The organism is Streptomyces avidinii (assembly GCF_045161815.1).
Lineage (GTDB): Bacteria > Actinomycetota > Actinomycetes > Streptomycetales > Streptomycetaceae > Streptomyces > Streptomyces avidinii.
Genome location: NZ_CP108863.1, coordinates 8306525 through 8326880, shown reverse-complemented (window position 1 = coordinate 8326880; position 20356 = coordinate 8306525). Strand labels below are relative to the sequence as shown.

The following is a 20356-nucleotide window of genomic DNA, read 5'->3' as shown; positions in this document are numbered from 1 at the left end:
GCCGTCACCACCGAGTTCACGTGGTGTGTCACAAGAAACAGATCTATGCAAAACAGGTGGAAGGAAACCGCAGGTCAGCACCACGTGCGGCGTGCATCGGATGCATGAGCGGTGTGCCTTACGGGCACTACGCGCGGATTTCGATGCATACCTATAACTCGAACGGGCTGATCGCCGACTTCTCGAGACCAACGGCCTCGTCAAGCCGGAGGCTGTAGCTGCCAAGCGGGGCCGGACGACTACTTCCGAGCGGTCGTCGGCGGCGCGTCGTGGTTCAGGATCGCGCGTCGCTCGGATCGTCGTGCTTCTGGACGTGGTACGACTGTGTCCCGTGGGGGATTTACGCATGCATGCGGCCGCATGGGGCCTTGTTCGGGAGAGCTGTCGAAGGTGTGGAGCGGTGATCCCCGAGCGGCTTCCGGTCCGTCTTCCGGAGCGAGGGCAGGGGCAGTGACGAATCGAGCGGTCCCTGCGTCCGTCCTGGCGGGGGTCGGGTCGTACGTGCCGCCGCGCAAGGTGGCCAACGAGGAGCTCGCGGAGCGCCTTGGGCGGGCGCCCGAATGGATCTTCCAGCGCTCCGGCATCCGGTTCCGGCACGTCGTGGAGCCGGGTACCACCAGCGGGGACCTGGCCGTCGCGGCCGGTCGCGAGGCGCTCTCGCGGGCGGCGGTCGGTGACGTCGCGGCCGTGGTCGTCGCCACCACGACACCGGACAGGCCGTGCCCCGGCACCGCCCCGAGCGTCGCCTCGCGCCTGGGGATGGCCGGGGTGGCCGCGCTGGACGTCCAGGCCGTGTGCGCGGGCTTCGTCTACGGACTGGGTGTCGCCCAGGGCCTGATCGCCGCGGGCACGGCCGACAGCGTTCTGGTCGTCGGCACGGACACGCTCTCGCTGAGCGTCGACCAGGCCGACCCCACGAGCATGCTCTTCGGCGACGGCGCCGGTGCCGTCGTCCTGCGCTCGGGCCACCACGAGGAACCCGGCGCCCTCGGGACCTGCGTCCTCGGCAGCGACGGCGGTGGCCGCGACCTGATCACCGTACGGGGCGGAGGGTCCGAGGAACGCTCGACGGCCGATGGCGTCCCGGCGGACCCGTACATGCGCCTGGAGGGGCGGGAGGTGTTCTGGCGAGCCGTGGAGCACATGAACTCCGCCTCGCGCGCGGCGCTGGACGCCGCGCGGTGGAAGCCGGAGGAGGCGGACCGGATCGTCGCGCACCAGGCGAACGCGCGAATCCTGGCCGTGCTCGCGCAGCGGTTGGGCGTCGCGCCGGACCGCGTGCTGTCCGACATCGAGCGGGTCGGCAACACCTCGGCCGCCTCGATCCCGATCCTGCTCGACCGCGCCGACCGCACGGGAGCCCTCGAACCCGGGCACCGGGTCCTGCTCACCGCCTTCGGCGGCGGCCTCGCCTGGGGTGCCACCACCCTCGTGTGGCCGCAGCTCTCCCGCCCGCACTGACTCGTCCCACTCATTCCGGAGGAACGGCATGTACGACACCTTGGTGAACATCCTCACCGGCAGGTTCCAGGTGCGGCCCGAGCTGGTGACCCCCGAGGCCGCCCCGCCGGCCCTCGGCCTGGACTCGCTGTTCGTGGTGGAGCTGTCCTTCGTGCTGGAGGAGGAGGCCGGTCTGAAGATCGGCTTCGACGAACTCGCGGAAGCGGACACCCTGGCCGAGATCACACGGCTGATGCAGGACGAACGGAACAGGCAGGGCAGGCAGGACGCGTCGGTCTGAGACCCGTCGGCCGTACTCGTGAGGGGCGTCAGCGGCGGGCGGCGCCCCGGGGACGCCGGAACAGCAGCGCGTGCACCGTGAAACGCGATCCGTCGAACTCCGCCCGGCCCTCCGCCCGCAGTTCCTTCAGCCGCAGCTGCAGGGTCTCCCGGTGCTCGGCGTACGCCAGCAGCGGGATGTCCATCTCGAAGACCTCCAACGTCTCGCACTCGTAGCCGCGCAAGGTGAGTTCCGCGACGGTCCGGGGGACGTCGGCGAGGGAGGAATGCGCCATGAGCAGGGAGCCGCCCGGCGCCAGGAGCCCGTCCACGCGGTCGACGACCGCGTCGTACACCGCGCGGCCGCCCCTCCGGGCGACGAGGGCCGTCTCCAGTCCGTCCGTCCTGGCGTAGCTCGGATCGTAGGGGAGGTGGGGTGGGTTGGTGATCACCAGGTCGAACCGCTCGTCCGTCGTGTACTCCTCCAGCGGCGACGTGACGCACGTGAGCCGTGAGCCGTCGAGCCCGTTGGTCGTCACGTTGGCCACGGTCTGTGCGGCGGAGGCGGGGTTGACGTCCAGGGCGGTCACCCGCTCGGCGCCGGCCGCGAGCAGGGCGACGCTGTAGAGGCCGGAACCGGCCCCGATGTCCAGGGCGTTGACGCCCTCCAGTACGGGAGCGCCGGCATCGTCGAGTGCGCCGAGCAGGCTCAGTCCGCAGTCGGTCGGGAAGAGGACCTCCCAAGGGTCGTCCACCGTGATCCGCAGACGCGTGCCGCGGAACTCGACGATCCCGCACGAGGGCCGGGCCTCCCACAGCGAACCGTTCTCGCCGGCGGGCAGGACACGGCGCCGTGTCGGCGTGCGGTCGGGAGCACTGGTCATGGGAACGGAACCTTTCAGGGGGAAGAAGGTACGGAGTTCGCCGTGGCCGGCGCGTTTCCGGTCCGGCCGGTCACTCGGCGAGGGCGGACAGCACGAGGCGTACGGAGTCGTCGGCGATGCGCCGCGCGCGTGACTCCGTAACCAGGCCCTCGACGTAGCCGAAGTTCCACGCGAGCCGTCCGTGAACGGTGGTCGCCGTCGCCACGACGGCGCCCATCACCGAGACGCCCGTGAGGAACTGGGCGCCGTCGATCCGCCAGGGACCGACCTGTTCGGGGCAGTCGTAGCGGCCGACGTTGGACAGGCACAGGTTGATCGGCCCCTCCTCGTCCATGAACCGCATGAACGACGCGCCGTCCGCCAGTGACCCGGGGCCCGCCACGCGCGGCAGGCTGATCGTGGCCAGGTGGTCCTGTCGTTTCCGGCGTCGGACGAGATCCTGGCTGACGGTCCGGGCCATGGGCCACAGCGACCCGCCCGGCTCGTACCGGACGCGGGTGGGGACCGTGGCCACGTAGGTGCCGACCTCGTCGGGGAGTACGGGCGGTTCCAGGTCGGCGCGGAAGTCGACCGGTGAACCGATCGAGAAGTACGCGGCGGCGGGGGTATCCGCGTCCCGGGCGACCGCCGACACCATCGCGGCGGCCAGGGCCCCGTGGACCGTGGTGCCGTGCCGCTTGGCGGCCCGTACCAGGCGTTCCAACTGGTCGGCGGTGAGGGACCGGTGCGTCATCCGGGTGCGCCGCCGCTCGAACGGGACGTGCTCGTCGGGGACGATCCGCTGGGCAGGCCGGGTCAGGGACGCCCGTTCCTCGCGGCGCATCAGGGCCCGGAACCCGCCGGCGCCCGCCGCGCCCCGGTGCCGGCGCGGGAGCAGGTCGTCCGTCGCGGGAAGGACCCGCCGCGAAGTGGTCGGCGGCGTTGCTCCGCGGTCCAGTTGTGCGGCGATCTCGATCCACTCGCGGACCAGGGACAGGCAGGTCTTGCCGTCGGCGATGGCGTGCGAGACCGTCAGCAGCAGGTCGTGGAACTCCCCTTCGTTCTCGGCTTCGTTCTCCGTCCCTCCCGATGTGATCACCACCGCGCGCAGAAGCGGTCCGGTGCGCCGGTCCAGGCCCTCCGCGAGTTCGTGATCGTCGACCTCCTGTTGCCACCGGATGTCGGCGGCGGGGTCGTCCGGTCGTACGCGGACGTGCCGGAACGGGATCTGGCGTCCGTCCACGGGGACGAAGGCCGGGTGTGTTCCGGTGCCGTCGTCCATGATCGCGACGCGCAGCAGGGGGTGCCGGAGCTGGAGGACGTCCAGGGCGCGGCGGTGCAGCGACGGGGACAGGCGCCCGTGGACCCGGGCGCGGGCGATGACGTTGAGCGGCGAGGTCAGGTCGGCGATCCAGTACAGCCGTTCCAGGGGGCTCAGGTCCCGGCGGACGTCACCGCGGCCGGTGAACCGCTCGCCCGGGTAGGTGAGGGCCTCCACGGTCTGCCGGACGAGGACGCGACGGGGCACCAGCCGGAAGTAGGCGTCACGGATCAGCCGCCGGTGCGGGCGGGCCCCCTGGGTCAGTCTGTTCATGCTGCGGGAGCCGGCCACCATCGCCCGTGCGCGGTCGCGGCGCAGTTCCTCGTACGCGCGCAGGGCCCGCACCGGGTCGTCTCCCGTCGCCGGATCGGCCAGCGCCCGGGCCAGGACGACGGCGTCCTCCATGGCCGTGCCCGCCCCCTGGGCGAGCGTGGTCAGCATGGGGTGGGCGGCGTCGCCGAGGAGGGTGAGAGGGCCGTCGCCCCACCGTTCCAGGAAGGCCCGGTCGCGCGAGGGGACGGTGAGGATGTCCGCTGCGGGGGTGGCATCGATCACCGCCCGCACCTCGTCGGCCCACCCCGCGTAAGCCTGTCGGACGGCGTCCTTGACGCGGTCGGGTGCGGGCGTCCCGGGGGTGGTGCTCATGGCGGCCCACCAGTAGCACCGGCCGTGGCCGATGTCGATGAGGCCGAAGCGCTGTCCGCGCCCCCAGTAGTGGCGTACGGCCCCCTCGGTGAGGCGCGGGTGCCGGAAGGGGACGATGCCGAGCCGGAAGAGGTGGTCGCAGTCCCGTGGCCGCTCGGGTCCGACGAGGTGGCGCCGTACGGCCGAGTGGAAGCCGTCGGCGCCGACGAGGACGTCCCCGCTCGCCGAGCGGCCGTCCGCGAAGCGGACGGTGACCCCCGGGCCCGTGGTGTCGAAGCCGGTGGCGGTCGCCCCCAGGTGGACCGGGCAGTCGCCGGCCTCCGTCAGCAGGGCCTCCTGGAGGTCAGCGCGGCTGAGGCAGAAGCTCCGCGCGCCCGCCTGCTCGCAGGCTTCCCCGAACGGCAGGTCCCGGATGAGCCGGCCGCGCCGGTCCATGATCCTGAACGACTCCACGGCCCGGCCGCGCTTGTCCAGGCCCAGGTCGATGCCGAGACCGGCGAGGGCGGTGACGGCATTGCTCATGACCGACAGGCCGGAGCCGGCTTCCCGCAGCTCGGTGGCGCGTTCGTACACCTCGACCTCGACGCCGACTCGCCTGAGCGCGACCGCGCACGTGAGACCGCCGATGCCGGCACCGATGACGAGGACTTTCGCAGGACGTCCCGATGGCATGGCGTCAGCCCACCCCGTGATCGCGGTCGGAGTCGTCGATCAGCTCGGCGAGGGTGTCCGCCAGCCGGGCCACGTGCGGCTCTTCCATCATGGTCAGGTGGTCCCCGGGGACACGGACCGTCCGGATCCGTCCCTCGGTCACGGCGCTCCAGCCGTTGCAGGGGTCCTGGTGGCGGGTGCGGGCGGCCCCGTGCATGGCGGACAGGACGGCGGGCAGCGGCTCGGCGGCCCGGACCAGCGTGAGGTCCTGCTCCTCGCGCGGGGGGCGGTAGGCCAGCGTCGCGTGCCAGTTCGCCCGGTAGACGTCGAACAGGCGGCGGACGACGGAACCGGAGCTGCCGGCCGGCAGGATGCCCCGCTCACTCGCGACGCGGGCCATGGACGCGAACCTCCCCTCCGGCGAGCCCGGCCCGCCCGGAACGGTCGGGGCGGGTGCCGTGCCGCCGTCGCGCGGCCAGAGCAGCTCGTGGAAGAACCACGCCAGCATGGCCTCGTCGTCGTGCGGGGAACGCGGCCCCTGTTCCAGGGCGGTGGTGTCGACCACCAGCAGGGTCACCCGCTCGCCCTCCGCCCGCAGCCGGCGGGCGATCTCGAAGGCGACGAAGCCGCCGAACGACCATCCGCCGACGGTGTACGGGCCGTGCGGGCGCACCCTCCGCAGGGCGGCGAGGTAGCTCTCCGCGAGCTCCTCCACGGTGCCCAGCGGGGCGGTGCCGGGGTCGGCCCCGGCGGCCTGGAACGCGTACAACGGCCGGTCGGCAGGGAAGTACCGGGCGAACGCGACGTAGCACAGCACGGTGCCGCCCATCGGGTGGACCATGAACAGCGGCGGGCGGTCGCCCTGCGGGCGGAGCGGCACCAAGGCGTCGAACGCGGCCTTGGCGCCGCCGTCGCGCAGCCGTGCCGCGAGCGCGGCGGGGGTGGGCGTCGCGACGAAGTCGGCCAGGCGGAGGTGCACCCGGTAGAGCTGTTCGATCCGGACCACCAGCCGCATCGCGGTCAGCGAGGTGCCGCCGAGGTCGAAAAGGCTGTCGTGAGTCCCCACCTCATCCAGGCCCAGCACGTCCGCCATCAGCTCGGCGAGCGTCTGTTCGTACGCGTCACGCGGACCGGTGCGGGGAGCGCGGCCGGCGGCGGCCAGCTGGGTGCGGCGCAGCGCGGCGTCGTCGCGCTTGCCGCTGGGGGTCAGCGGCCACCGGGAAACCCACTGCAGGTGCGAGGGGACCATGTGGGCGGGCAGGACGGCGCGCAACCCCTCGCGGACGCCGGTCAGGTCCTCGTCGGTACCCTCGCCGAGGAGGAAGGCGGCGAGGAAGGTCTCGCCGTCCGCCCGCTCGCGGGCCACGACCGCGGCGTCGCGCAGGCCGGGAAAGCCGTGCGCCAGGCCGGTGACGGCCAGTTCCACCTCGGCCGGTTCCACACGGAAGCCGCGTACCTTCACCTGCGCGTCGTCGCGTCCGAGGAAGACGACGTCGCCGCCCGGAAGGACCATGCCGACGTCGCCCGTGTAGTAGAGCCGGTGGTCCCCGTCCGCGAACGGGTGCGGGAGGAATCGCTCCTTGGTCAGGTCCGGCCTGCCCTCGTAGCCGTCGGCCAGGAAGTTGCCGCCCAGGTACACGTCGCCCCGCGCCCCGATCGGCACCGGGCGCATCCGCTTGTCCAGGACGTGCACCTCGGCTCCGTCGAGGGCGCGGCCGATCGGCGGCAGCGCGGGGAAGGCGGCGGGGTCTCCGGTCATGGTGAACGCGGTGACCACATGCGTCTCGGTAGGCCCGTAGTGGTTCTCCAGGACCACGCCCGGGAGCTCGGCGCAGAAGGCGCGGATCTCCGGGGTGACGCGCAGCTGCTCGCCGCAGGTGATCACCGCCCGCAGGGCAGGCGGCGTGACGCCCAACGCCCCCGCGGCCTCCGCGAGCTGCTGGAGGGCCACCGGGGGGAGGAAGACCTGCTCGACGCGCTCGCGGTCCAGCAGGTGCAACAGAGCGGGCATGTCGCGCCGTTGCGCGTCGTCGGCCAGGCACAGGGTGCCACCTGTGCACAGGGTGGAGAAGATCTCCTGGAAGGAGATGTCGAAGCTCAGCGGCGCGAACTGGAGTGTGACGCCGCCGGGGACCGCGCTGGGCGCCGCAGCCTGCCAGGCCACCAGGGAGGCCAGGGTGCGGTGCGGCATGACGACGCCCTTGGGGGTCCCGGTGGAGCCGGAGGTGAACAGGACGTACGCGGTGTCGTCGGCGCCCGGTCCGCTCCCCGCCGGTGCATCCGGTACGCCTCGTGACGGCACGTCCGGCGTCGGTGCGGCCACCGACTCGGCGGGCAGTAGCAGCGCCGGGTCGCCGGCGAGGTGGGCGTGGGCGACCTCGGCCACGACGCGGAAGGGTCGGGCCTGCTCCAGCATGGTGGCCAGCCGGGCGGGCGGATAGCCAATGTCCATCGGGACGACCGCGCATCCGGCGCGCATGGCTCCCAGGAGCACCGCCATGGTCAGCGGGGACCGGTTCATGGCGACCCCGATCCGGGCGTTCGCCGGCGCGCCGAGCGCGTACAGCCGTCCGGCCACGTTCTGCGCGGCCTCGGCCAGCCGGGCGTAGCTCCACCGTTCCCCGCCCGCCACCACGGCGGTCGCGTCCGGGGTGCGGGCCGCCTGTTCGGCGAAGCGGGAGACGACCGTGGGATGTTCCGCCGGAGGGGCCAGGACGGGCCGGGGGGAGAGGAAGGCGAAGTCCGGCGCTTCGTCCGGCTGCTCCACCAGACGCCGTAGGACGCGCAGGTAGCAGTCCGCGTAGAGGTCGCCCTGCTCGGCCGGGAAGGTCTCCCCGTCGCAGTCGATCCGCAGCCACGTGCCGGTGCCGTCCGGATCGGTGATCGCGTTCACCAGGAGGCGGAAGTCGTTCTCCTCCCAGGTGCGGAAAGCGGTGAGGCGCAGACCGGGCAGGTCGAGCACACGGGAGAGCTGGCGGAAGTGCACGTAGTTGAAGGCGGTGTCCAGCGCGGGGCCGCCGTGGTCCTCCTGGACGGCGCTCAGCGGGTAGTGGCGGTGGGGGTGGTCTTCCTGTTCCTGGCGGAAGCTCGCGCGCGCCACCTCCAGCCAGCTGTCCCGCGCGGTGTCCAGGCGTACGGGCACGGTGTTCAGGAAGAGCCCGGCGGTGCGCTCCGCACCGGCCGTCTCCGGACGGCCGTGGGTGATGAGACCCGTGGTGACGTCACGGGTGCCGGCGAGCGCCGCCAGCGTCAGGGCGTGTGCCGCGAAGAGCACGGACTTGACGGGCAGGGCGTGTTCGGCCGCGAGGCTCCGCGCCTGCTCGACGAGGGCGGCGGGCAGGTCGACCCGCCGGGAGGCCGGTCGGTGTCCGGTGCCGGGCAGGTGGGGAGAGAACGACTCGACCGGCAGGGGCTCGCAGCCGGCCAGCTTCTCGCGCCAGTACCGCCGGGACTCCGCCGAACGCAGGGCTGCCCGCTCCAGCCGCACGTGGGCCGCCGGTGAGGGGGGTGCCGCTCCTTCCACGGGGCCGGTGTCCAGGCCGAGGCCGTGCGCGTAGTCCTGGAGCAGCTCCTGGAGCAGGGTGGCGACGCTGCCGCCGTCGAGGAGCGCGTGGTGGAAGCTGAGGACGAGGTCGACGGCGGTGGCCCGTACGTGGGCGCGGAACAGGTACAGCGGCGGCCGGTCGAAGGTGTACGGATGGCGGCGGCGTTCCTCGACGTGCGCGGCCACCTCGGCCTCGGCCGCCGCGTCGTCCAGCGGACGCAGGTCGGCGATCTCCAAGCCACCGTGCACCCGGGGCAGGACGACCTGCAGCGGTTCGGCGCCGTTCAGGTCGAACGCCGACCGAAGCGCCGCGTGCCGGGCCGTCAGCTGGTCGAAGGCTCGGCGGAACTCCTCCTCGTCCCACGGCATCTCCAGGGTGTACCGAAAGACGTCCAGGTACCTGGCCGAGGACTCGTGCCGTCGGCTGTGGTACAGCAGGCCGAGCTGGAGCCGGGTCAGCGGGTGGGCGTCCTCGGCGTCCCGGAGCCGGGCCCGGTCCACGTCGGCCACGAGGGCGAACGGGGCCGGGCCGGTCTCGGCGCCGGACGCGTCGCATTCCTCGGCGTACGGGGCGAGGCCCGCCACCGTCGGGTTCCGCAAGATGTCGGTGAGCGAGAGGCGCAGTCCTCGGGCCTCCGCTTCGGCGCGGACCCTGAGCATGGTGATCGAGTCGCCGCCGAGGGCGAAGTAGTCGTCGTGCACCCCCACCATGTCGTGGCCCAGGACGCGGGCCCAGACCTCGGCGAGAACCGCTTCGGTGCGGTCGCGCGGCTGCCCGCCCCCGGAGGCTCCGGCGGTCCCGGCGGTGTCGTCCGGCGGGGGCAGCGCGCGGCGGTCGGCCTTGCCGTTGGGGGACAGCGGGATCACGTCGATCCGGGTGAAGGACGCCGGGACCATGAACGCCGGCAGCGTGCGTCCGAGCCGCTCGCGCAGCAGCGCCGCATCGATGTCGGTCGCGGTCTCGGCGACGTAGTAGCCGGCCAGGACGGTTCCCCGGTCGGCGGTGGCACGGCCCACCACGACGGCGTCGCGCACCCCGGGGACCGCGCGCAGGGCGGCCGCCACCTCGCCGGGCTCGACGCGCTGCCCTCGGACCTTGACCTGGTCGTCGATCCGCCCGAGGTACTCCAGGGTGCCGTCCGCGAGCCACCGGGCCAGGTCCCCGCTGCGGTAGAGGCGGCCGCCCGGCACGAACGGGTCGTCGCCGAACTTCTCGGCGGTCAGCTCCGGGCGGTCGAGGTAGCCCCGGGCGACGCCGACTCCGCCGATGCACAGCTCGCCGGGGACGCCGACGGGTTGCGGCAGGTCGTCGGCGCCCAGCACGTACAGCCTGGTGTTGTCGATCGGCCGGCCGATCGGGACCCGTGCGACGGCGAGGGTGGGGTCGGTCGGGCAGTCGTACGACGAGACGTCGACCGTCGCCTCGGTCGGGCCGTACAGGTTCACGAGCTGCGCCGGCCGCTCGGTGCCGCTCTCGCGGCGGCACCGGTCGGCGAGGCGGTTGAACCGTTCGACCTGCTCCCGGGGCAGGGCCTCGCCGCTGCAGTGGACGTACCGCAGGGACGCGATGCCCCGCCGTGCCTCCCCTGACTCCTCCAGCAGGTCGAGGAACGGGCCGAGCATCGAGGGGACGAAGTGCACGGCGGTGACCCGGTGCTCGCGGACCGCCCGGAGTACCTCGCGCGGGTCTCGCTGCCCGCCGGGCGGAAGCAGGGCCACGGTCGCGCCCTCGACGGCCCACCAGAACAGCTCCCACACGGAGACGTCGAAGGAGGCCGGCGTCTTCTGCAGGAGCACGTCCCCTTCTCCGAGCGGGTAGCGGCGCTGCATCCACGCGAGGCGGTTGACCACGCTGTGATGTTCGACCATGACGCCCTTGGGGTGCCCGGTGGAGCCGGAGGTGTAGATGACGTAGGCGAGGTTCCGGGAGGTGGCGACCTGCTCGACCGGAGCCCCGTTGCCGGTCATCAGGTCGTCGATCCGCCGGGCCGGCACTTCTGAGGGGAGGACGGTGGGCGCGCCGTCGACGATCACCAGCTTGGCGCGGCTGTCGCGCAGCAGGAAGTCCACCCGCTCAGCCGGATGGTCGGGGTCCACGGGTACGTAGGCGCCGCCGGCCTTCAGGATGCCGAGCAGCGCGACCGGCAGCCGCGGTCCCCGCTTCATCATCACCGCGACGCGGTCGTCCGGGCCGACGCCGTCCGCCCGCAGGGCGCGGGCGATGCGGTTGGCCCGCTCGTCGAGCTCGGCGTAGCTCAGCGTCCCGCCGGACGCCGTGACCACGGCGGTCCGTTCCGGCTGGGCGGCTGCCCGGGCCTCGAACAGCCCGTGCACGGTCGCCCGGTCCGCGTAAGGGACCCGGGGACCGTGCGCGCGTCCGGCGGTGAGGTCCCGGTGCTCTTCCGGCGTCAGCATGGAGACATCGCGGAGCGGCCGGTCCAGTAGCTCCACACCGTGCTCCAGGAGTGTCCTGAGCTGGCCGGCCACGGCGGTGACGGGGAGGTCCTCGTCGAAGACGTCTCGGGCGTAGTCCAGGTCGACGCGGATGTCGGCGGTGTCGTCGAAGGCGGAGACCAGGACGCCCAGCGCGGCCTGGTCGTGCGAGGGAGCCATCAGGGCGCTGCGTCGGACGATCCCCGGGACGTCAGGCCGGGACCAGTTCACCGAGGAGAGCGTCACGTCGAAGAGCTGCCGCGGGTCCCCGGCCGTCGAAGACGTCTCGCGCAGGACCTCGCCGAGCGGAAGCCGTTCGTGGCGCCGGAGCCGACGGGTCGTGTCCTGGACTTCGGCGAGGAGTTCCCGGACGGTCAGCCCACCGGAGGCCGTGATCCGCAGCGGAAGGGTGTTGGCGAACTGGCCGAGGACGTCCCTGTGCCGCTTCGTCGGGCGGTTGAGGAAGGGGACGCCCAGCACCACTTCCCCGCTGCGGTGCAGGCGCGTCAGCCACACGCCGAGCATGGCCGCGACGTAGGTGGAAGGCCAGTGGCCCACGGCGCGGATGCGATCGACGAGGGCGCCGTCGACGACGAACGAGTGGCGCCCCCGCTCGCGCGGGCCGTCGCCCGTCGTACGGGTGAACAGCGCGGGTGTCACGCCCGCGAGGTACCCCCGGTGGAAGGCGCGGTCGCGGTCGCCGTCGGGCCCCGCGAGGTAGGCGGCGTCCTCCTCGACGAACGCCAGGTAGGAAGGGGCTTCCCCGTCGCTCTCCCGCCGGTCGCCCTCCGGGGCGCCGCCGTCCTGCGGAGCATCGGCGTACTCCCGGAGGATCTCGTGGCCCAGCCGGTCGAGGGTCCAGCCGTCGGCGACGATGTGGTGCGCCTTGACGTGCAGGTGCGTGACGTCCGCGCCCTCCAGGAGGACCGTGGCCTCGGTCAGGGGGCCGCCGTCCATGGGCAGGGCGCGCCCCATCGACGCCCGCATCCAGTCGGCGCGGGCGGTGTCCGGTTCGGGCGCGTCCGAGAGGTCGACCACGGCGACCCGGACCGCCTCCGGTGCCACACGCTGGAAGGGGACGCCGACGCTGTCGGCGAACCGCAACCGGAACGTCTCGTGCCGGTGCAGCACGCGTTCCGCGCAGGCGGCGAGCCTGCGGTGGTCGACGCCGCCGTGCAGGCGTTCGTGGAGCACGCAGTTGAACTGCGGTGATTCCGGCGTTCGGGATCCTGCGGACCAGATGTCTCGCTGGTACGACGTCAACGGGTGCGGTGATCCGTGGTGAGTGCTCAACTGTGGAGGTTTCCTTCGAGCCGTACCGGGATCTCCCGGTGGCCGTTGAAGATGAGGGAGGGCAACGGGGCAAGGCGGTCGGAACCGACGGCCAGTCCGAGGCCGGGGAACCGGGAGAAGAGCGCGGACAGTGCGATGCGGCCTTCCAGGCGGGCGAGTTCGGCGCCCAGGCAGTAGGTGGGGCCGTGGCTGAAGGCCAGGTGATCGCGGACATTGGGGCGGGTGACGTCGAAGAGGTCGGCCCCCTGGCCGTGGACTCCGGGATCGCGGCCGACGGCAGCGTAGTTGATGACGAGGGCGTCGCCCCGCTCGAACGTCAGCCCCGTCGGTTCGTCGTGGAGGTCCTCGGTGGGGAAGCGCATCATGAAGCTTGCCACCGGGGCTTGGTGGCGCAGCGTCTCCTCCACGACCCGGTCCCAGCCGACCCGGCCCGACACGGCCAGGGCCAGCTGTTCCGGGTGGGTGAGCAGGTTGACCACGGCGTGGTCGAGCAGGTTCGCCGTGGTCCCGTAACCGGCGCCGAGCACCATCCAGATGTTGTCGCCCACCTCCCGCTCGTCGAGCAGGCCCTCGCGGTGCGCGTCGACCAGTGCGGTGGCGATGTCGTCGCCGGGCCGTTCGGACTTGAGCACGATCAGCTTCGCGAGGAGCCGCGCGGCCTCCGCCTCGGTGTCACTCGCCTGCTCCGCGCTCAGGTCGGTGGTGAAAACCATGTCGTTGACGGCCTGGAAACCGTCGTGCATGGATTCCGGCAGTCCGACCAGCGTGGTGACCGTCCGCCACGGCAACTGCGTGGCGAACCACTTCCGCAGGTCCACGACCCCGTCGGGAGCGAGGGCCGCCTCCCGTGCGAGGTCGTCGAGGAGTACGGCGGTGGTCTCCTCGATCCACGGGGCGAGCGCCCGCACGCGGCGGGCGCCGAACGCCGGCACCAGAGGGTGGCGCAACCGGGTGTGGTCGGGCCCGTACGCGGTCTGGACGGTGCGGATGTCGACCCAGATCCGCAGGGGCCAGTCGGCGGGGAGGGCGCCGTCGACGAAAGCGGGCCAGTGCTGGTGGGCGTCCTTGGAGACCCGGGGGTGGACCAGTAATCGCCGGACGAGTCCCGGGTCGGTCACCGACCAGGCCGTTACGCCGCCGGGCAGTTCGACCCGGGCGGCCGGACCCAGCGCGCGCAGCGCCCCGGCTTCGCCGTGGATGTCCGCGGCGCTGCCGTCCAGGCGGTAGGGGCAGCGGTCGCGGGAGGGCGGGGAGGGCATGGCGGACGACCTCGGCGGCGGTAGGAGTCTCGGCGACGGACGGCGGTGCTCGGTGTCCGGCGATGGACGGCGGTAGACCGGTTCTCAGGGGCGGACCGCGGTCAACAGCCCGTAGCGGAGCTCCGCGACCTCGAAGAAGAACCAGTGGCCCAGGTCGGCCGCCGCCGCCCATTCGCGCGACGTCTCGCCGCTGGAGTTGTCCGCTGCGTTCCGCCAGCCGCTGATCATGCTGCCGTAGCAACGCCGGACGTTCTCGGTGATATCGGTGTGGTCCACCACCTCAAGACCGGCCTCGCGCAGCAGCTCGCCGTACATGTCAGTGGTCAGCGAGAACTTGAAGTACGCGTACGCGTCGGCCATGCGGGCCGCGTCCGGCCCGGTGAGCTCGCCCGCGAGGCTGTGCTCGGCGATGACCAGCCGGCCGCCGGGGCGCAGGACCCGCGCGATGTGCCCGAGGGCCGCCTTCTTGTCCTTCATGTGCATCAGGGACTCGATGGCGTACGCGCCGTCGAAGGTCTTGTCCTCGAAGGGGTTCTCCATGGCGTCGGCCAGCCGGAACGTGGCTCGCCCGGGGAGGTCCTGGGACAGGGGACGGCTGTTGGCCAGGTCCACCTGGTAGTCGCTGACGCTGATGCCGGTGATCTCCACGGCGTGACGGGCGACGATGCGCGCCGCGGTGCTGCCGTGGCCGCAGCCCACGTCGAGCAGGTGGTGCCGCTCGGTCGGAGCGAGGCGTTCGGTGACGAGGTCCGTCAACCGGTCGGTCGCCTCCCGCATGGAGCTGTCGTCCGCGTCGTCCTCCCAGTAGCCGACGTGGATGTTGCCGCCGAGGGCGTGGTCGTACACGTCCGTGTGACGGTCATAGAAGGTCCCCACGTCGCCGGACGTATGGCGGTTCTGCGTCAGCATGAGGGAGCCTTTCACGGTTGGTCGAGCCACGCGCTGTGGCGAAGAAGGGGCCCGGTCGGCCTGTGCGACCGGGCCTCCGGGAGCGTGTCGATGGTGCCAAGCGCGCCGGCCCGAACGGGGCGAACGAGCTGCGGTTTCACCGTTTGGGGGACACGGATCTCACCTGTCCGGCGGAACGGACGACGGCGGAGCGGCGGACGGATCTGTGGGGGAACGCCGTCGGTCGGAGGGGGCGCGCTCCCGGCACACGCGGCCGCCGGGCACGTCCGTCACCCCCCGGAGGGGGCGCGAGGCCGTGCCCGGCGGAGTGGGTGCGGTGAGCGTGTTCACGCCGTCAGCCCGTACGGGCCGACCGGATCCACTCAGACGCGCCCGAAGAACAGGCTGCCCGGCGCCTCCGGGTCGTTCGACAGGAAGTGCTCACGGACGGCGCGGATGAACTCGTGGCGCGAGATCGCGCCGTCACCGTCGGTGTCCAGCTTCGTGAACATGTCCATCGCGTCAGGGGCTTCGCTCTTCCACACGTCCCGCAGGAAGCGCTTGAACTCGTCCTTGCTGATCTCGTTGTCGCCGTCGACGTCGATGACGTCGAAGATGGCGTGGCCGCCGCCCTCGGTGACGTTGAGGCGGCTGGTGTCGACGACGGCGAGGCGGTTGGCGATGACGAACTGGTCCTTCGTCAGCCGGTCGCCGTCCACGCCCGCGTGGCGCAGCAGCTCCAGCCAGTAGATCTGGCAGAAGGTCTGCAGAGCCCTGGATCGGCGGTCGTTCTTGTCGAGCTTGTACGCCTGGATGTAGCGGTCGGCGAGCTTCTGGTAGTCCGACCAGTCCAGGTAGCCGTCGTTGTTGGCGTCCATGGTGTCGAAGGTGCGCTCGAGCTTGGTGGTGATGATGTCCTGTACTGCGGCGGTCACGTGTCCTCCTTGGGGAGAAAGGGGGGATGTACACGAGCACCCTTGCGCGAGGGACATCCCGCACAAAAGTGCCCATCCCCACCTTCCACTCCTTCGGCCCAGCCGGGCCACCCGTAGGAGTGCGTTCGGCACGGACCGACGCACATACTGAAGTCCCGCCCACGGAAGCGGGGCGCCGCGCACTGTCGCCGGACGCCGTCGGCTCCGAGAAGCCGAAGCCGCCGACCGTGCCACCGATGCCACGACGGCAAGGGGGCGGAACGCCCTGCCGTCCGGCCCGCGGAGCACGACCCCGCCCGCCTCCATGCCATCAACCGGAGTGAACACGTGTCGAAATCGTCGGGTCCGACGTCGCCCGCAGGCCGGGCCGTACTGATCACCGGGGCCTCCTCCGGCCTGGGGGAAGCCTGCGCGCTCCACATGTCCCGGGTCGGCTTCCACACCCTCGCCGGGGTCCGCCGCCCCGAGGACGGGGAACGGCTGCGCGCGGCTGCAGCCGGCCGGCTGACGCCGGTGATCGTCGACGTGACGGACGAGAAGTCGGTCCGGGCGGCCGTGGACGAGGTGACCGGGCTGCTCGGCGGCGCCGGACTGTGGGGGCTGGTCAACAACGCGGGCATCGCGGTCACGGCTCCGCTGGAGTGCGTGCCCATGGAGCAGATGCGCAGGCAGCTCGACATCAACGTGATCGGCCAGGTGCAGATGGTCCAGGGCTTCCTGCCGCTGCTGCGTGCCGGTACCGGGCGGATCGTCAACGTGTCCTCCGGCCTCGGGAACGTCGCCCTTCCCTACCTCGGCGCCTACGCCGCCTCTCAGTTCGCCAAGGAGGCCCTCAGCGACGCACTGCGCCGCGAACTCGCTCCACAGCGCATCCCCGTCGTGGTGATCCAGCCGGGCGCTGTCCTGACCCCCCTCTGGTCCAAGATGTCCGACACGGGCAACCGGGCTCTGGAGGGCGCACCCGAGCCGGTCCGTGAGCTCTACCGCGACTCGTTCCTCGGCTTCATGGAGGCGAACGAGACCTCGGCCCGCAGTAGCAGCACGACCGTCGACGACGTCGCCCGGGTGGTGTTCCGCGCGCTGGTCGCCGAGCGGCCGAGGACCCGGTACACCGTCGGCCGCGACGCCACCGGCAGCCGGGTCCTGTCGAGGCTGCTGCCGGACCGGGCCCTGGACCGAGTCTTCGGCGGGACGTCGGCCCTGAAGAATCTCAGGAACTGAACGCCCCCGACCGCCACCCACCCCACCGCATGAGAGGGCCCGGCGGCCACCTCGTTCTCCTCTGGTGCGCACGCGATGCGTGAGCGGATGGCCTGACACCACGCCGCACGAGCGGGAACGGATGCACCGCCGCCCCAGGCCGACCAGCACTCCGAAGCAGTACGCGGCTCAACCCGGCACGGATTCGAGCCCGCTCCTTCTGGGCAGGTCGATGAATCCGAATCCTGAGATCGGCTTGCGTAGAGGCCTGAAGGGGTCCCGAACGGAAGCAGTCGGCGCCGTCGTCCGTCCGTTCGCCTGGACCCCTTGACCCGCAAGTCATAGCGCAGCGCGCGGGCTCCAGTGTCCGAGAAAGGGCCTGAGACCGCCGGCTCGCGGTTCGGGGATGCCGTGGCGGCCGGGGACGGTGCGCTCAGAGGGCCGAAGCCCTCCACGCGAGCCACTGTTCGGTCGACCCGCGCTTCGGCTTGGACCCTGGTCCGACCTGGAGGCACGGCGCGACCCGGGTGCGTACGGCGCTCGCATACTCCGCCAGCCCAACGGCATCCCGCCCCGCGTCACGGAACGTCACCACCCGGAACCGGATGGGGCAGGGGTCACCAACAGCTCGGCTGCCAGTGCCCCAGCCACTTCAAGGTCCCTACTCGCCACAGCTGAGGGCCCCGTCCAGCAACCGCCAATCAGGCATGACGACCCATCAGAATCCGCGCCGTCCGTGCGTCAAACGTGCGTCACATGCGTCGAACATGCGTCAAGATATCGCACCTAACGCATGTAACGCCCATAACGCACACTCGGAGAAACGCCAGGTCAGCGGCCCTTCTCGGCAGGCTCAAGGATCGCCACGCACTCGACATGATGGGTCATCGGCATCAGGTCGAGCCCCGACACCTGAGAGGTATACGGCAGCCCTTCCATCCGAGATTAAGCCCGCGCCAGGCACAAGGCCAGCCTGTCTTGGCCGAGCCAAGAACTGCGGTTGACCAACGCTCCAGGAGGATGAGCCGTAGCTGCCCGGACGTTGCGGCCAAGACAGCCATTACTCGGCGGTCAGCCAGGAAAGAGCTGGAGCACTTCGGGTCCACCCATGGACACATCGCCCTCTTCAACACTGAGAGCGAGGCGGGGACGGGTCATGGTGGCTGTCGCGTAGACCTCATTGGCGAGCTCGAAGGGAAGGCCTGACCGGGCAACGAGCTCGTCGAACGAGACGCCTGTCTCCTCACATAGGCGGACCGCTCTCTCCAGTAGAAGAGGGGCTTCACGGGGGCCGAGGTCGCACGGCTCCGGATCCCCATTCTGGGAGAGCATCATCATCGCGCGCTTGTACGTGGCATCACGGAAGGCTCCGAGAGCATGAGCGCGATAGACGATGGCCTTCAGTGAAGTGCCCCAACGCCGCTTCAGCGCGTAGAGCGCTTCCCAATCAAGGCGCTGCGGTAGCTCGGCGAGGATCTCCGCACTCGGCATCAGGAACTCGGCCGCAAAGTCGTGCGCCTGATTCTCGACGATGCGGCTACCGGGCTCTGCGTCGAGGTGCATGACCAAGTGCCCAGCCTCGTGTGCGGCATCGAACCGAGAGCGAGCTCTGTCGTTCTTGGCGGGATTGCGGAAGACCATGGGTCTGCTTCCGTACCAGTGAGAGAAGGCGTCCACACGCTCCGACATGGCGGGAAGTTCCATGACTACCGCGCCATGAGCTTCCAGAAGTCGTGCCATGTGGGGAATGGGCCCGGTGGGAACTCCCAGCGCATCCCGTGCATCCCGCGCCACGGCCGCGATGTCGGCCCGGCTGGGATCGGACGCCAATGGCAGGCGAGGCAGTGCAACGGGAGGCAGCTCCACGTAGTGCTCGATAGTCGTAACCAGCCTCCAGGCAATCTTGCCGAATGCGACAGCCTGGTCACGTTGCAGCTGGGTCGTTGCCCGAAGGCTCCGGAAGTGGGCAGCGCTGGGCACCATCGGGTGCGGGTGCCCAGTCGCGAAGAAGGTGGGCGGCACCCCCAATGCCATGGCCGACTGCGCCACCACCGACGTCGATGGCCTGCTTTGGCCGAGTTCGTACTGACTGACCGCCGCTGGCGTGAGAGCCACCTTCTTGGCGAGCTCGTTCTTGCGGAGTCCTCGAAGTTGACGGGCCGTCGTCAGAGCTTCTGGTTCGAAGGAACGGGAGGCGAGCTCAGCGCCTCTCGATCCTCGCAGCGGTGTCGGCATGGTTTCTCAGTCTGTCTTCTCGCGCTTGTCACGCGGTTCTTCGGTGCGCCGCCGAAGCAGCAGCTCGTGCTCGTCCAAGTCGCTGTAGGCGGGCGCCTTCGGTGCCTCCTCGGCAGTACGGATCTCGCCAGGGCTCGGATCCGGCAGCTTCCACTCCAGGCCCGCACCAACCTCCTGTAGCAAGCCTTCCTGCCCAGCGATGGCATCTGCTGCCGAACGGGGAGCCGGAAGGCCGACTTGGAGATCATTGTGGATCGCGACCGTGCCATCAAGCCAAGGAGACCCGCCTTCGCGGTTGTCTCGTGGGAGGCCCACCTCGATGACACAGTTACCTGTCTCGGGATCGCCTGTGTGCATGACCCGCACGTCGCCCTGGCGCACGGCATCGGCGAAGCTTTCGGCCCAGTCCGGATCCCGGTCAAAGGCCAACTGGCCCTTCATCGAGCTGTTTGCCACAGCGCCCCTCAAGCGTGCAGCGCTGCCGTCCCAGCTCAGTTGCTCCAACTTGTCCCGCACCTTGTCAGGTGCGGTCAGCGGAAATTTGTAGATCCTCACAACCCACGGCCCCGCGACGATCTCGATCGCCCCGCCGGCAACCTTGCGGACGGAAATGCCTGCCTGATTGAGTCTTTGGAAGGAGAGGTTGGCGATGTTCCGCCAGACCAGTTGGGCAAAGGTGCCGTTGTCATCCCCATGCGAGGGGTCATGACGGTCGGCGTTGGTCGCGTACACCTCGCGCGCGACATCCCGGAATAGCCGCCCGGGTTCCCCGGCGCCGCAGGTGATTACGGATGGCGCGGGAGGAGTAGGCCCGGTCAGCCAGCACCGCGAAGGGCCGGGTTCGTGGTCTTCCAGGGCCGCTGCGGGGCACGCGAATGCGAGCCATCACGCTGTCGAAGGCAGGCGCGTCACCGGCCTGACCTGCAGTGACGATGAAGGCCAGGGGTCGTGCCCCGCCGTCTGAGGCCAGGTGGACCTTGGTGCTCAGCCCGCCGCGAGCATCCGAGAGCGTGATCGGGCGGGCTCGCCGGATCGAGTCGCCCCCTTTTCGGCGAGGATCGTCTCCCAGGTGCCGTCGACTCCCCACCTGATCAGCCGCTTGTGGGCGGTCTGGAACGGGCCGAGCTTGTCGGGCAGGTCCGCCAAGGAGAGTTGGTGCGGTACTTCCAGGCGATGGCCTCAAGGGTGCGGCGGTGGTCGGCCCGTCGCCTGCCGCGGACCGGATCGGCTGGCATCAGCGGCTCGATCCGGTCCCACATCGCATCGGTGATCACTGAGCGTTTTCAGCTTCGCCACCCCCCAGGGTGACGCCGTGGCCCTCGCTTGAGTCCTGGAAACTCTTCGGCTGGGCCCGCCGGGCACAGTGGCTT

At 71.2% G+C, this 20356-nt stretch carries 11 protein-coding genes and 1 pseudogene; 3 read left to right on the top strand and 9 right to left on the bottom strand.

Annotated elements, in window-relative coordinates; all coding sequences use genetic code 11:
- The first annotated feature begins 450 nt into the window (after positions 1–450).
- Positions 451–1461 (top strand): beta-ketoacyl-ACP synthase 3, encoded by a 1011-nt coding sequence (locus tag OG373_RS37715; protein ID WP_405443295.1) that lies wholly within the window; start codon positions 451–453, stop codon positions 1459–1461.
- Between the two features lie 28 nt (positions 1462–1489).
- Positions 1490–1741, top strand: coding sequence for an acyl carrier protein (locus OG373_RS37710; protein ID WP_328764352.1), 252 nt, complete (start codon positions 1490–1492; stop codon positions 1739–1741).
- 28 nt (positions 1742–1769) lie between these two features.
- Here the strand turns inward: OG373_RS37710 and OG373_RS37705 are convergent, their stop codons facing one another.
- The 6 genes from OG373_RS37705 to OG373_RS37680 form a co-directional block, all read right to left on the bottom strand.
- Positions 1770–2603, bottom strand: a complete 834-nt coding sequence (locus tag OG373_RS37705; protein ID WP_328764351.1) for a methyltransferase — start codon at positions 2601–2603, stop codon at positions 1770–1772.
- 70 nt (positions 2604–2673) lie between these two features.
- Entirely contained in the window at positions 2674–5220 is a 2547-nt protein-coding gene (locus OG373_RS37700) for an FAD-dependent monooxygenase (RefSeq protein WP_405443293.1), read from the bottom strand.
- A gap of 4 nt (positions 5221–5224) precedes the next feature.
- Entirely contained in the window at positions 5225–12469 is a 7245-nt protein-coding gene (locus OG373_RS37695; RefSeq protein WP_405443291.1) for an amino acid adenylation domain-containing protein, read from the bottom strand.
- Positions 12466–13728: a cytochrome P450 gene (locus OG373_RS37690; protein WP_328764349.1), complete on the bottom strand. Its 1263-nt coding sequence runs from the start codon at positions 13726–13728 to the stop codon at positions 12466–12468. The genes OG373_RS37695 and OG373_RS37690 overlap by 4 nt, the downstream gene beginning before the upstream one ends.
- Before the next feature lie 84 nt (positions 13729–13812).
- The gene (locus OG373_RS37685) at positions 13813–14637 is read right to left on the bottom strand and encodes a methyltransferase domain-containing protein (protein WP_405443289.1); all 825 of its coding nucleotides are present in this window, start codon (positions 14635–14637) and stop codon (positions 13813–13815) included.
- Positions 14638–14999: 362 nt separating this feature from the next.
- Complete coding sequence (locus OG373_RS37680; RefSeq protein WP_328764347.1) at positions 15000–15551, bottom strand: EF-hand domain-containing protein; 552 nt, start codon at positions 15549–15551, stop codon at positions 15000–15002.
- A gap of 327 nt (positions 15552–15878) precedes the next feature.
- On the opposite strand from OG373_RS37680, the gene OG373_RS37675 reads away from it, so the two are divergent.
- Positions 15879–16772: an SDR family oxidoreductase gene (locus OG373_RS37675; protein WP_328764346.1), complete on the top strand. Its 894-nt coding sequence runs from the start codon at positions 15879–15881 to the stop codon at positions 16770–16772.
- A 1050-nt stretch (positions 16773–17822) separates the two neighbouring features.
- Here OG373_RS37675 and OG373_RS37670 read toward each other — a convergent pair.
- The 3 genes and pseudogenes from OG373_RS37670 to OG373_RS37660 form a co-directional block, all read right to left on the bottom strand.
- Positions 17823–18986, bottom strand: coding sequence for a helix-turn-helix domain-containing protein (locus OG373_RS37670; RefSeq protein ID WP_405443287.1), 1164 nt, complete (start codon positions 18984–18986; stop codon positions 17823–17825).
- A gap of 6 nt (positions 18987–18992) precedes the next feature.
- On the bottom strand, positions 18993–19718 hold the full coding sequence (locus OG373_RS37665) for a hypothetical protein (RefSeq protein ID WP_405443286.1): 726 nt from the start codon (positions 19716–19718) through the stop codon (positions 18993–18995).
- Positions 19696–20245 (bottom strand): annotated as a pseudogene (locus OG373_RS37660) (transposase); the annotation flags it as partial. The gene OG373_RS37665 and the pseudogene OG373_RS37660, both read right to left, overlap by 23 nt.
- Positions 20246–20356 lie beyond the last annotated feature (111 nt).

Coding starts and splice junctions, on each gene's coding strand:
- OG373_RS37700 (WP_405443293.1), bottom strand. CDS start 5,220: ATGCCATCGGGACGTCCTGCGAAAGTCCTCGTCATCGGTGCCGGCATC.
- OG373_RS37705 (WP_328764351.1), bottom strand. CDS start 2,603: ATGACCAGTGCTCCCGACCGCACGCCGACACGGCGCCGTGTCCTGCCC.
- OG373_RS37710 (WP_328764352.1), top strand. CDS start 1,490: ATGTACGACACCTTGGTGAACATCCTCACCGGCAGGTTCCAGGTGCGG.
- OG373_RS37690 (WP_328764349.1), bottom strand. CDS start 13,728: ATGCCCTCCCCGCCCTCCCGCGACCGCTGCCCCTACCGCCTGGACGGC.
- OG373_RS37670 (WP_405443287.1), bottom strand. CDS start 18,986: ATGCCGACACCGCTGCGAGGATCGAGAGGCGCTGAGCTCGCCTCCCGT.
- OG373_RS37685 (WP_405443289.1), bottom strand. CDS start 14,637: ATGCTGACGCAGAACCGCCATACGTCCGGCGACGTGGGGACCTTCTAT.